Source organism: Burkholderia sp. Bp9015 (genome assembly GCF_003853505.1).
Classification (GTDB): Bacteria; Pseudomonadota; Gammaproteobacteria; order Burkholderiales; family Burkholderiaceae; genus Burkholderia.
The window spans coordinates 186,480-199,121 of record NZ_QTPZ01000007.1; the positions used below are offsets into that span (position 1 = coordinate 186,480).

At 68.0% G+C, this 12,642-nt stretch carries 12 protein-coding genes; 3 read left to right on the forward strand and 9 right to left on the reverse strand.

Annotated features, from left to right (window positions below; translation table 11 throughout):
* Nucleotides 1–55: 55 nt before the first annotated feature.
* Nucleotides 56–1,102, reverse strand: a complete 1,047-nt coding sequence (locus tag DIE12_RS10655) for an ABC transporter substrate-binding protein (RefSeq protein WP_044845304.1) — start codon at nt 1,100–1,102, stop codon at nt 56–58.
* A gap of 78 nt (nt 1,103–1,180) precedes the next feature.
* Nucleotides 1,181–2,275, reverse strand: coding sequence for an ABC transporter ATP-binding protein (locus tag DIE12_RS10660; protein WP_044845303.1), 1,095 nt, complete (start codon nt 2,273–2,275; stop codon nt 1,181–1,183).
* Between the two features lie 108 nt (nt 2,276–2,383).
* Here DIE12_RS10660 and DIE12_RS10665 point away from each other — a divergent pair, with 108 nt between their 5' ends.
* Nucleotides 2,384–3,910 carry a PLP-dependent aminotransferase family protein gene (locus DIE12_RS10665; protein ID WP_124521927.1) on the forward strand — a complete coding sequence of 509 codons (1,527 nt, stop codon included), beginning with the start codon at nt 2,384–2,386 and terminating at the stop codon, nt 3,908–3,910.
* A gap of 21 nt (nt 3,911–3,931) precedes the next feature.
* Here DIE12_RS10665 and DIE12_RS10670 read toward each other — a convergent pair whose 3' ends face one another.
* From DIE12_RS10670 to DIE12_RS10695, 5 genes are all read right to left on the reverse strand, one after another.
* A complete protein-coding gene (locus tag DIE12_RS10670; protein ID WP_124521929.1) occupies nt 3,932–4,966 on the reverse strand; it encodes a lipase secretion chaperone in 1,035 nt (344 codons plus the stop codon).
* Nucleotides 4,967–4,969: 3 nt separating this feature from the next.
* Complete coding sequence (locus DIE12_RS10675) at nt 4,970–6,064, reverse strand: triacylglycerol lipase (protein WP_124486408.1); 1,095 nt, start codon at nt 6,062–6,064, stop codon at nt 4,970–4,972.
* Between the two features lie 232 nt (nt 6,065–6,296).
* Nucleotides 6,297–8,429: a TonB-dependent copper receptor gene (locus DIE12_RS10680; protein ID WP_124521931.1), complete on the reverse strand. Its 2,133-nt coding sequence runs from the start codon at nt 8,427–8,429 to the stop codon at nt 6,297–6,299.
* An 83-nt stretch (nt 8,430–8,512) separates the two neighbouring features.
* Nucleotides 8,513–8,881 (reverse strand): DUF2946 domain-containing protein, encoded by a 369-nt coding sequence (locus DIE12_RS10690; protein ID WP_044845298.1) that lies wholly within the window; start codon nt 8,879–8,881, stop codon nt 8,513–8,515.
* Nucleotides 8,882–9,037: 156 nt separating this feature from the next.
* Nucleotides 9,038–9,574, reverse strand: a complete 537-nt coding sequence (locus DIE12_RS10695; protein ID WP_124486410.1) for a cytochrome b — start codon at nt 9,572–9,574, stop codon at nt 9,038–9,040.
* 231 nt (nt 9,575–9,805) lie between these two features.
* Between DIE12_RS10695 and DIE12_RS10700 the strand changes: the two genes are divergently transcribed.
* On the forward strand, nt 9,806–10,444 hold the full coding sequence (locus tag DIE12_RS10700; RefSeq protein WP_124521933.1) for a Pr6Pr family membrane protein: 639 nt from the start codon (nt 9,806–9,808) through the stop codon (nt 10,442–10,444).
* Nucleotides 10,445–10,498: 54 nt separating this feature from the next.
* On the opposite strand, the gene DIE12_RS10705 is transcribed toward DIE12_RS10700, so the two are convergent.
* A complete protein-coding gene (locus DIE12_RS10705) occupies nt 10,499–11,233 on the reverse strand; it encodes a peptidoglycan DD-metalloendopeptidase family protein (RefSeq protein WP_124521934.1) in 735 nt (244 codons plus the stop codon).
* 428 nt (nt 11,234–11,661) lie between these two features.
* Here DIE12_RS10705 and DIE12_RS10710 point away from each other — a divergent pair, with 428 nt between their 5' ends.
* Nucleotides 11,662–11,982: a hypothetical protein gene (locus DIE12_RS10710; protein ID WP_044845295.1), complete on the forward strand. Its 321-nt coding sequence runs from the start codon at nt 11,662–11,664 to the stop codon at nt 11,980–11,982.
* 115 nt (nt 11,983–12,097) lie between these two features.
* Here DIE12_RS10710 and DIE12_RS10715 read toward each other — a convergent pair whose 3' ends face one another.
* Nucleotides 12,098–12,442 carry a DUF4148 domain-containing protein gene (locus DIE12_RS10715; protein WP_044845294.1) on the reverse strand — a complete coding sequence of 115 codons (345 nt, stop codon included), beginning with the start codon at nt 12,440–12,442 and terminating at the stop codon, nt 12,098–12,100.
* Nucleotides 12,443–12,642 lie beyond the last annotated feature (200 nt).

The following is a 12,642-nucleotide window of genomic DNA, read 5'->3' on the forward strand; positions in this document are numbered from 1 at the left end:
CGCGACGCGTTCGACGCGCCGCGCGGCAGGTTGCATCAGGACACCTGAGTAGCGGTTACTTCGTCGCCCACGCGGCGAAGCGCTGCTCGAGCTCGTCGCTGTGGTCGGTCCAGAAGCCGATGTCCTCCAGCACCGCGTTCTTGCCGTTGGCCGGCGAGTTCGGCAGGTTCGCGAGCGTCTTCGCGTCGAGCGACTTGATCGCCGCGACGTTCGCGGGGCCGTACGCGATGTGATGCGCATACTCTTGCTGCGGCTTCGGCGTCAGCGTGTACGCGATGTACTGTTCGGCCAGCGCCTTGTTCGGGGAGCCCTTCGGAATCGCCCAGTAGTCGAGGTCGTAGATGCTGCCGTTCCACACGACCTTCAGGTTCTTGCCTTCCTTCTGCGCGGCGTCGATGCGGCCGTTGTACGCGGTCGACATCACGACGTCGCCGGCCACGAGGAACTGCGGCGGCTGCGCGCCCGCTTCCCACCACTGGATGTACGGCTTCAGTTCGTCGAGCTTCTTGAACGCGCGATCCTGGCCGGCCTTCGTGCCGAGCACCTTGTATACGTCCTTCGTCGAGACGCCGTCGGCCATCAGCGCGAACTCGAGGTTGTAGCGCGCGCCCTTGCGCATCCCGCGTTTGCCGGGGAATTTCTTCACGTTCCAGAAATCGGCCCAGCCGGTCGGCGCGGTCTTCAGCTTGTCGGCGTTGTACGACAGCGCGGTCGACCACACGAAGAAACCGACGCCGCACACCTGCGGCGATTCCGGAATCAGGTCGGACTTCTTCGCGATCTTCGACCAGTCGAGCTTCTCGTACAGCCCTTCGTCGCAGCCGCGGTTCAGGTCGCCCGACTCGACTTCGACCACGTCCCAGTTGACGTGCTTCGCCTCGACCATCGCCTTCACTTTCGCCTGCTCGCCGTTGTACTCGACGGCCGTGACCTTGTTGCCGGTCGCCTTCTCGAACGGCTGGTTGAATGCGGCCTTCTGTGCGTCGCCGTTCGCGCCGCCGAAGTTGACGACCGTGAGTTCGGCCGCCGTGGCCGATGCGCCGACGACGGCGAGCGCCAGTGCGAGCGCGGTGCGACGCGCGGTAGTGCTTGCTCCGTTCATGATGGTTCCTCTCCTCTCGTGGTGGAAGTGGGCAGTTGTTGTTGACGACGTGCAGCGATAAAGCGGGAAAACCCTGTGTCAGGCGAACACGCGCAGGTGCTCGGGCGCGAATGCGAGCGATACCGGCGCGCCGGGCGAGAACGCGTCGAGCGCGCCCGTGCCGAGCGGCACCTTCACGAAGCATTCGTCCTGGCCCGGCAGCGCGCAGCGCATGCGCACGTGATCGCCGAAATAGATGAGGCTGCGCGCCTCGCCGGTGACGCGGTTGGCGGTGCTGCCGTTCATGTGCCCGTTCGCGAGGCTCATGCGTTCGGGGCGGATGCACGCGACGGCCGGCGCGCCTTCGGCCGCGTCGCCGATGCGGCGCCCGACGAGCTGCGTGCCGTCGTCCAGCCGGAATTCGCAGAATTCGCCGTCGACGCGCGCGATGGTGCCGCGCAGCCGGTTGCTGTCGCCGATGAAGTTCGCGACGAATTCGTTGCACGGCGATTCGTACAGGCGGTCGACGGTATCGAGCTGCTGCACGATGCCCTTGTCGAACACGGCGACGCGATCGGACATCGTCAGCGCCTCGCCCTGGTCGTGCGTCACGTACACGAAGGTCACGCCGAGCTTCTCGTGCAGCGCCTTCAGTTCGTACTGCATGTGTTCGCGCAACTGCTTGTCGAGCGCGCCGAGCGGCTCGTCCATCAGCACCAGCTTCGGCTCGAACACGAGGGCACGCGCGAGCGCGATGCGCTGCTGCTGGCCGCCCGACAACTGCGCCGGATAGCGCTTCGCGAAACGCTCCATCTGCACCATCTTCAGCGCATGCGCGACGCGCTCCGCGCGCTCGGCGGCCGCGAGCTTGCGCACCGTCAGCGGATACGCGACGTTCTGCTCGACCGTCAGGTGCGGAAACAGCGCGTAGTTCTGGAACACCATGCCGATGTTGCGCTTGTGCGGCGGCACGGTATTCAGCAGTTCCCCGTCGAGGCGGATCTCGCCGCCCGTCGGGAACTCGAAGCCCGCCAGCATCATCAGGCAGGTGGTCTTGCCCGAGCCGGACGGCCCGAGCAGCGTCAGGAATTCCCCTCGGTGGATATCGAGGTCGAGCGATTTGACGACCAGCGTCTCGCCGTCGTAGGTCTTCCGCACGCCGCGAAAGCTGACGATCACATCATCGGACTTCATCGTGGCTGTCCCCTTGCTGCGCGACAAACGTTTTTGAGATGCGAGCCACTATACGGCGCGCACGGTTCTATACTAGGGAACCATTTCAATATTCCTAGTAGGACCACTTTGGATACCGTGATCCTGGGCGACTGGCTCTCGGCCCGTCTCGACCGCGGCTCGTCCGAGCCGATGTACCGGCAACTGCTGCAACTGATGCAGCAGGCCATTCTCACCGGGGAATTAGGGCCAGGCACAAAGCTGCCGAGTTCGCGCACGCTCGCGGCAGACCTGTCGATCGCGCGCAATACCGTGCTGCACGTGTACGACCAGCTGACGGCCGAAGGCTATGTGCTGACGACGACCGGCAGCGGAACCTACGTGGCCGACACGCGGCCGGACGCGGCCGCGATCCGCGTGCCGGGCACCGCCGCACCGCCGCCGTCCGATGCCGATGCGGCGCTGCAGCAGGACGCACAAGGCGGCCTGTCGATGCGCGGCCGGCAGCTGATCGAGCACGCGGGCGTGTCGCGGCGCCAGTGGGGCGCGTTCATGCCGGGCGTGCCGGACGTGTCGGAATTCCCGAGCCGCACCTGGAGCCGCCTGCAGGCGCGCCTGTGGAAGGAAGCGAATCCCGAATTGCTGACCTATGCGCCGGGCGGCGGCTACCGGCCGCTGCGCCGCGCGCTCGCCGACTACCTGCGCGTCGCGCGCTCGGTCAAATGCACGCCGGACCAGGTGATCATCACGACCGGCATCCACCAGTCGATCGACCTCGCGGTGCGGCTGCTGTCCGATATCGGCGATCGCGCGTGGGTCGAGGAGCCGTGCTACTGGGGCGTGCGCAGCGTGCTGCAGGCGACCGGCCTCGCGCTCACGCCGGTGCCGGTCGACCAGGAAGGCCTCGATCCGAGCGCGGGCGACATGCAGCATCCGCCGCGGCTCGTGCTCGTCACGCCGTCGCATCAGTATCCGCTCGGGATGGTGATGAGCCTCGCGCGCCGCCGGATGCTGCTCGAGTACGCACGCCAGCACCGCTGCTGGATCATCGAGGACGACTACGACAGCGAATTCCGCTATGGCAGCCGCCCGCTCGCGTCGCTGCAGGGGCTCGACGACGGCGGCCGCGTGATCTACGTCGGCAGCCTCGGCAAGATGCTGTTCCCGGGCCTGCGGATGGGCTACATGGTCGTGCCGGAGCATCTGGTCGACACGTTCCGCACCGGGCTGTCGGAGCTGTATCGCGAGGGCCAGCTGATGCAGCAGGCCGTGCTGGCCGAGTTCATCATGGACGGGCACCTGACTTCGCACGTCAGGCGGATGCGCACGCTGTACGGCGAGCGCCGGCAGTTGCTGATCGATGCGATCCATGCGCGCTTCGGCGACGCGCTGCCCGTGATGGGCGACGAGGCGGGACTCCATCTGGTGCTCGGCCTGCCCGACACGTGCGACGATCGCGCGGTCACGCAAAGCGCATTCGACGCGGGCGTGATCGTACGCCCGCTGACCAGCTACTACAGCAGCCTGGACACCGCGCGGCGCGGGCTGCTGCTCGGCTACGCATGCGTCGCGCACGAACGCATCGGCCCCGCGTTCGACACGCTCGCGGCCACCATCGAACAGCATCTGCCGCGGCGCTTCACGCGCGCGGCATGAGCGCGTGCGCGATTGCGCGCATTACTGCGCGGCAGCCGCGCCGCGGTCGAGCGACGCCGCGCGCAGCGCTTCGCCGGGCTTCGTGAACATGCGCTGCCGCAGCGCGGCGATCTGCGCGTCGCGATCCTGCGGCGACAATCCGGCCGCGCCGATCTGCGCACGCTGCGCCGCATAGTCGGCGTAGCGGCTCTGCCACGACGCGTCCTCCTGCTGCATCTGCGCGACGCGCGCGGCGGCTTCCGGGCCGAGTGTCTGCGTCAGTTGCGCGCGCATCGCATCGGGTGTCGCCCCGCTCTTCCGTAATTGCGCGATCTGGTCGATCGTGGCTTGCTGCCGGTCAGCCTTCTGCCGTGCCGCGCGTTCGTCGGCCGGCATCTGCTGCGCGAGCGCCGCGAGCCGCTCCGCCTTTTGCGCCTCCGTCAGCGCAGGGTCCTGCGTAATCTTCAGCCGCGCGAGATCGTAGCGCTGCCGCCACTGCTCGGTGCCGAAGAACGGCTGGCTCCAGTCGCCGAGCGTCCGATACGCGATCGACGCGCGCTGGTCGAGCGCGAGTTGCAGCGCGCCGAGATCGGACTTGTCGACCGCACCCGCCTCCGGCAGCTTCGCGAGCGCGTCGAGATACGCGCGGTATCGATGCCAGACATCGAGCGCCTCGGATTGCGCGACCGTGCCGTCGAGCTGGGCGGCGATCTCGCGCACGACGAGCGCATCGAGCGCGGGCGCGCTCAAGTCGCTCCGCGCGGTCAGGCAGTAGTCGAAGAAATCGCGCACCGCGCGCGACTTCGCGAGGTGGCCGCCGGTGTCGAGCGGCAGCCGCGGCGCACTGGAACCGGCGAGCGGCGGCGGCAGGCCAGCGCTCGCCGGCAATGCGGGCTGCGACGGCGCGGCGTTCACGCCGCCGAGGGCTGCGGCATCCGCCGACGCATGCGTCGCGTCGGCACCGCGATGCGATGCCGTACCGGTCCAGATCGCGACGCCGGCGATCGCCGCCAGCCCCACCGCGCCGTAGACCACGACGCGCCGCGCGAGCGGCGCGCGTCCTTCACGTGTCGTCATCGATCACACGCCCGCGAGCTGCAGCCGGTTCGCATGCGTGCGGATCACCGCGACCGGATCTTCCGCATACGCACCGCGCACGCCGAGCAACTGGTTGATCTCGTCGAGATGGTTCCACTTGTAGCTCGTGCCCAGCACCTTCCCGTACAGCGCGCTGCACTTCGACACGAGCCCGTCGTTCTGGCCTGAGCCGCGATTGATCATCACCGTGCCCGTGCCGAACAATGCGAGTGTCGACAGGTCGAGCGCATTCGCCGGATCGATCACCGGGATCGTGCTGGTATCCGTCGCGCCGGTGACGCCGAATGCGGAAACGGTCGGCTGGACCGCCGTGCCGGCCCACGAATACAGCAGGTGCGTATTGCCGCCGACGGTCTCCGTCGGCGCGCCCGTCTGGCAACTGCCCGGCGCGCCGAGCCCGGCACTCGGGTAATTCCGGTTGTACGCGGCGGCCTGGGCGGTCGTCAGCGTCTTCAGTGCGGCGAGCGCATCCTGGTTCGTGTTGTTGCTGCTGCTCGTCAGGATGCCGAACACATTGACGAACGCGGCGATCACCGACGACGACAATCCGGTCGGATCGTAGGCGAGCACGCCCTGCACGAAATCGGCGAACTCCGAGCCGCGATGCGGCGTGCCGATCGTCGTGACCGACGCGACGAGATCGGGCGCGACGGCAGCGACATAACGCGACGTGAGGCCGCCCTGGCTATGACCGACCAGGTTCACCTTGGTCGCGCCGGTCGCGGCAAGCACCGTCTTCACGTAAGCGAGCAGCTGTTCGCCGCGCCCGTTCGGCCCGTCGTCGCTCTGGAACCCGGACAGGTTCGCGACGTAGACGGTCGCGCCGTGCTGCTGCAGGTCCTCCTGGATGCCGTACCAGTACTCGAGCACGCCCGCGTACTTGTCGGTGCCGGTGAGCCCGTGCACGAGGATGATCGGGTAACGCGTCGCCGCGTAATTGTCCGCCGGCGCGGTTGCCGCCATCGCCGCGTGCGTCGTCGCGAGCGTCATCACCGCGGCCGTCCCCGCGAACGGCGCGACGCTCATCGCGCATGCCACTGCCCCTGCCACCATCCTGGAACGCATCGATCTGGCCATGCATGTTCTCCTGATTATTGTGCTGCCGGTGCGAATGAGATCGGATCGACGCGCACGGCACGTCGCGAACGGTCGCGGGTACCGTGTGCATCGAATGCGGGAGTGAATCACGAGTCGCGAACGTTTGCGCCCTGACTAGATACGGTTCTCTAATCGGTTGACGCGCCCCGCCCGTTCGGGCGGGGGCTGCATTCACGCGCCCGCATGCTGCATCGCACACGTGCACCGCACGTCACAGTTTCGCGCTCACGCGCACCCATGCCGTGCGCCCCGGCTCCATTACCGGCGCGTTCGCCGGATAGCCGAAGCCCGCGTTGCCGGCGAGGTTGAGGTGCTCGGTGTAGGCCTTGTCCAGCACGTTGTCGACGCCGATCGAGATCTGCACCTTCTTGCTGACGTTGTACTGCGCATGCAGCGACAGCACGCCGAAGCCGGCGCTCGGGCCGAAGTCCTTGCCGACCACGTTGCCTTCGTTCACCGCATAGCGATGCTGCGGCGCAACGACCCGCCACAGCCCGCCGGCCGACCATGCGCCGCGCGTGTACTCGAGCCCGAAGCGCGCCTCGAGCGGCGGCATCTGCGGCAGCGGATCGCCACTCGTCGCGTTGCGCCCCCACGCATACGCGAGCGACGTCTCGACGCGCAGCGGCGCGACCGGCCGCCACGATACGCCGGCTTCGCCGCCCATGATCTGCGCGTTGACGTTGGTTGCCTGTGTGGTCGTTCCCGTCATCCCGGCCGCGTAGTTGAACAGGATGTAGTCCTGTACATATCCCGCGTAGGCCGACACCCATGCATCGAACCGATCGCTCTTGTACTGCGCGCCGATGTCGAGCTGCGTGGTCTTCTCCGGCTGCACTGCCGAGAACGCGTTGATCGAGCCGGCGGGCCCGCGCTTCGCGGAGAACAGCTCCCAGTAGTCGGGATAGCGTTGCGCATGGCCGATCCCCGCATACCATGTGACCGGCAGCGACGCGAGATCGCGCTCGTAGCGCACGAATCCGCTCGGCAGCACGCGCGCGCGATCCTCGTCGAAAGTCGGATTCGGCTTGCTCGCCATCATCCCGCTCGTCGTCGCACGCTTGTCGCGCGCGCTCGCGTAGTCGACCCGCGCGCCGCCGATCACGCGCGACGCATCGCTCGCATACCACGTCAGCTCGCCGAACGCACCGGCGTTCCACATCGTCGCCTGCGCATCCCACGGCTGGTCGCCGTAGTTCTGCCGCCCCATCGCCGAGCGCGCGTCGAGCCGGTTCGACTGTGCGTCGACGCCGGTCACGAGCTTGAAGTCGTCACCGAAACGGAAGGTCGCCGCCGCCCGCGCGCCGAGCGTGCGGCGCCGCACCTCGGATGCCATTCGCATCGGCATGCTGCTGGTCGGGTCGGGCTGCCGCAACGTATAGTTGTCCATCACGTGGTCGGCTTCGTTGTAGTACACGCGCGCCTCGATCCGGTCGAGCACGTCGCCGAGATGCCGCTTGTCGAACGACAGGCCGAACGTCTCGCGGCGGAAATGCGCGCCGTCCATCCCACGCCCGGCGTAGCGCGCGTAGCCGTCGCCGGTGCCCGCCGTCAGCTCGACGCGTGTGTGATCGTCGGGGGTCCAGCCGAGCGCCGCGTCGGCGTTCCACTTGTCCCATTGCGACGGCACGGCATTGCCGTTGCCGTCGTCGTAGTCCTGCGCATGCGCGTGGTTCGCGGTCACGCGGCCGTAGACGTCCGGCGTGCCGGCCGTCACGTCGACGTTCTGGTCGTTGCGGCCGAACGAGCCGCCGACCACGCTGCCGTCGAACCGCATGCCGGGACGCTCGAAACGCGGCGTCACGCGTTCGAACAGCACGGTGCCGGCCGAGGCGCCGGGGCCGTACAGCACGGTCTGCGGGCCCTTCACGACGGTGACCTTGTCATAGCTTTCCGGCGCGATATACGAGGTCGGCGCGTCCATCCGGTTCGGGCAGGCGCCGAGCGTCGGCATCCCGTTCGCGAGAATGTTCAGCCGCGAACCGAACATCCCGCGCAGCACGGGGTCGCCGTTCGTCCCGCCGCTGCGGATCGACGTGAAGCCGGGAATCGTCTTCAGGTAGTCCGCGCCGTCGCTCGCCGGCAGCGGCTGGCGCGGCGTCTTCGGATCCGTGACGACGACGAGCGGCGTCGTCAGCGGCGACGCAACGACTTCGACGGGCGACAGCAGCGTGGCCGCGTCGTCCGTCGGCGCCCCGGACGCACGTGCGGATTCGGTCGCGGCCGCCGCCGCGGTCATCGCGCCGACGGCGAGCGCGGGAACGGTGAGTTTCAGCATGCGCGGCACGCGCCGCACACGGGAATGGCGCGACGCCCTCGGCGCGCGCAAGGAAAGAATGGTCATGATCGAAAGCCCGAGTGACGCCCTCCACGCGGCCTCGACGGACCGCACGGATATCGGCGATGAAAGAAACGGAAGGCAGCGCGTCAGGCGCGCTCGGGCGGTGCGCGTGGATATGCGCGCGGGTAGCGGTCGGCGCGCGCCGCGACGGCATGCGGCGCGGCGGCGGAAACGGCATGAGCGGGGACGAAGGCGAACGATACGGCGGCCGCGCCGCCGATCGCTGGACTGTGCGCGAAGAAGCCGCAGTAGCCGCACGCATCGAGATGCCGCGCATAATCGTGCGCGTGGCCTGCATCGGGCGCACGGTGCGCACCATGCTCTGCACTACAGACGATTGCATCGGGAGTCGTCGCCTGCGCGATGCGCCACTGCGACACCAGCGGCGCCGCGATCGCGAGCCAGATCGCGAACACGCCGAGCCAGGCGGTCAGGTGACGATGTCGGTGCAGCATGCGCGGCGATGCGTAAGCGGAACGTAAAAACAGCCGAGATGTTACAGAATGTTCGCCGCGATGGCCAGCCGCGCATCGGGGTAAACGGATCGGGGGCGCATGGTTGCGTCAACAACCATGCGCCCCCGGATGCTGCGCGGCTTCAGCGCGCGGCGATCACGGCGCCATGCGTCGCAGCACGTCGTCGCGCCGGATGAAGTGGTGGTAAAGCGCGGCCAGCGCATGCAGGCCGATCACGAAGTAGAACGCGTTGCCGATCAGTTCGTGCGCTTCCTTGATCGTCGGCCGCAGCGCCTTGTCGGGGCCGAACAGCGTGAACGACACGCCGATCCAGTCGAGCGACACGGGCTTGCCGCCCATGTTGACGAGCATGATGCCGAGCAGCGGCTGCGCGATGATGAAGACATACAGCGCGACATGGGCGAGCATCGACAGCCACTTGAGCAGCGTCGCCTGCGGAATCGGGTCCGGCACGCGGCTGATCATCCGCCACAGCACGCGCAGCACGGACAGCACGAGCACGAACGTGCCTGCCAGCAAGTGCACGTTCATCCAGAACACGCGGCTGTCGCTGCCTTTCGGTCCGCGAATCTCGATGGCCAGGTAGGCGAGTGCCACCAACAGGAAGATGACCCAGTGGAAGAAAATTGCGGGCGCGCTGTAGCGCGTCTGTTTCGCGAGGATGTTTTTCATGCGTTGTCTCGTGTTTCTCGTGTGGTATGCGGGGGAGGCCCGTGCCGGGCTGGCCGGTGCCCGGCGGCTGCCCCGATTGTAGCCTCGCGCGTGGCCGGCGTTGTGCGACCGGATCAAATATCCGACGAATCCGCGCGGCCCGTTCCACGGTGCCGCCGTATGGAAAATCCGCATCGCGCGCGTGCGCGGCTGTGGCACGATGAAGCTTTGGTGCGACGTTGCGCGGGCATCATGAGCAAAGCGATCTTCGTTGCGGCCTACCGGCTGATCGCCGCGTTGCTCGCGGTGTCCACCACGCTGCACAGCGTCGCCGGCAACTGGGGCATGCCGGCCTTCCATCTCGGCAACTACCTCAGCTACTTCACCCAACTGAGCAGCCTGTATGCAGCGGCCATGCTGGTCGCGGGGCTGTCGCGCATCACGCGTCCCGGCTCGGCCCGCTACGAATCGATGCGCGGCGCCGCCGTGCTCTACGTGCTGATCACCGCGATCGTCTACGAACTGCTGCTCGCACGGCTCGATGCGCTGCGCCACGTCACGCCGGCCCTCAACAACTGGGTCCTGCACCGGATCGTGCCGCTCGTGGTGCTGTGCGACTGGCTGTACGTGGAGCCGCGCTCGCCGATCCCGTGGCGCAGCGCGGTCGCGTGGCTCGGCTTTCCGGTCATCTATCTCGCCTATACGCTCGTGCGCGGCGCGCTGGAGAACTGGTATCCCTATCCGTTCGTCGATCCGCGGCCGCACGGCTACCTGCCGGTCGCGATCCAGTGCTCGCTGATCGCGCTCGGCGCGGCAGGGCTCGCGCTAGGCATCCGCTGGCTCGGCAATCATGCGAGGCAGTCCGACGCCGCGGCGCTCGAGGAAGGGTGAAGGCCGGAGCGGGAGCGTGTGCGCCGCACGGCGCACACGTCGTGAAGCGGCGTGTCAGCCGCCGTTGCGCGGCAGGAAGTTCATCGGGTCGACGACCTTGCCGTTCTGCCGGACTTCGAACTCGAACGTCGCGCGGCCGCTCGCGTCGGTGCCCATCTCGGCGACCGGCTGGCCCGCGCGCACCGCGTCGCCTTCGTTGACGAGCAGCCTGCCGTTGTGCCCGTAGGCCGTGATGAGCCCGTTGTCGTGCTTCAGGATCACGAGCGGGCCATACGCCTTGACGCCGGAGCCGGCGTACACCACCCGCCCGTTGGCCGCGGCCCGCACCGAACGGTCGGGCCCCGACGCGGCGATCACGATGCCGCGCGTCTTGCCGGCCGAGAACGGCGTCGCGACGATACCCATGGCCGGCCATGCCAGCGAGCCCGGCTGCGCGGCCGCCGCGGACGGCTGCCCGAGCGACGTCGCCGCAGGCGGCGGCGCGACGCGCAGCACCTGGCCGGGATACACGGCGTCATTCGGCGACATGTGGTTCCAGCCGGCCAGGTCCTGCACGCGCTGCCCGTAGGCGGCGGCGATGCCGGCGAGCGTGTCGCCCGGATTTACGCGGTAATAGCCGGCGATCACGCCCGGCGTGGCGACCGACGCAGGCGTCGACGGCCGCACCGGCTGCCAGCTGTCGGTCCACGGCGTCATCGTACAGCCCGTCAGCGCGGCGGCCGCGGCGACGAACGCCGCCTGCGGCAACCAGCGCGTGAGCGCATCGTGGATCGGAATCGTTTTTCTCAAGGGTCCTCCCGGATTTGCGTCGTTGCGCCGCCCACCGCCCTCCGGCGTGCGACGCACGATGTCCGGCCGAACGGCCGGACCAACCAGTATCCGACCGCTCTCGCGGCCGTCAGTTTCCACCGCGGGACGTCGACGCGAAAGGGCTCACCGGCCCCTTTTTCGCGCCATTTCTGCGTCGTCCCGACCGGCAAAGATACCATTTGTCGCGGTCAGGACCGCGGCAGGAGCCCCAGCCGGCAACAATCTTGCGGCGCCACGAACGGGTACCGGCGGGCTGCGGGCCGCGCCGCGCAGGGTGTCCCGCGGACTTCGGGCCGGCCGTCCCGCGGCGGGCAGCCGTATCGCGCCCATGAGCGCCGCCCCGCTGCCGGCCGCCTCCTATACTCGGAGGAGCACCACACGTTCCAGCGATAACGAGGAGAAAAACCATGAACAATGCGACGTTTCTGTCCGTGCAGCTCAACGCCGAGGATTTCGCCGGTTCCAGCGGCCTCGTCGAACTGCTCAACCGGCACCTGCTGTTCGCGACGGACGTCGCCGAAGCCGCGGACGCCCTCGTCCAGTTGGCGAGCGTCGCGCACCTGAGCGGCGCTACCCGGCACAGCGTCGAGCTGCCGGTACTCGCAATCGAGCGGCTGCGCGATGCGCTCGACACGCTGAGCGGCTACGACGAAGCATGGCTGCAGGCGCTGGAACCGGGCGACGCGCTGTTCCGGGACATCGGCCGCGGCCCGCGGCCGCTGCACTGACGCGGCGGGCGCCGCCAATGAATACAGCCCGTCGTTCCGTGATTCGGAACGACGGGCTGTGTGTACTGCGCAGGGGTCAGATCAGGCCGCCCATGCGGCCGGCGATCGATGACGCTCAACGACCCTTGTAGACCGGTGCACCGTCCGACACGCGCTTGACCTGCCAGCCGGTCTTGGCAGCGGCCGGGGCGCCCGATTCTTGCTGGGCGGCCGGTTGCGCACCGTAGCCGCTCGTATCGGCAGCGGCGACGTTCTGTTGCGGGTTTACGCGGGCTTCAGCTGCCTGGATGCTTGCCGGGTAGTCGGTACGGTCACTGCCCAGCTTGTAGCCGGCCTGTTGCAGCTGGGCCAGTTCGGCCTTCACCTGCGCACGGGTGACGGGGGCGTTCTGTTGGGCGAACGAGACGGCGGGAACGGCGAGGACGGCAGCTGCAGCGAACGTTGCGATCAGCGATTTCATGATTACCTCCGGGATTTTTTTGCTCCGCCGCACACACCATGTCTGCAGCGATGGAACAAAGTTTAGCCCCGAGATCACCTAGGGAAAACCATGAAAGAGCGAAAACACTGTTTCCTCGGAACCAACAATTGCGGGATCCGGGAACGAAAAACCCTACTCAAGGAATAGAATTTCGCAACAATACCGTCCTCGCCTGCCGG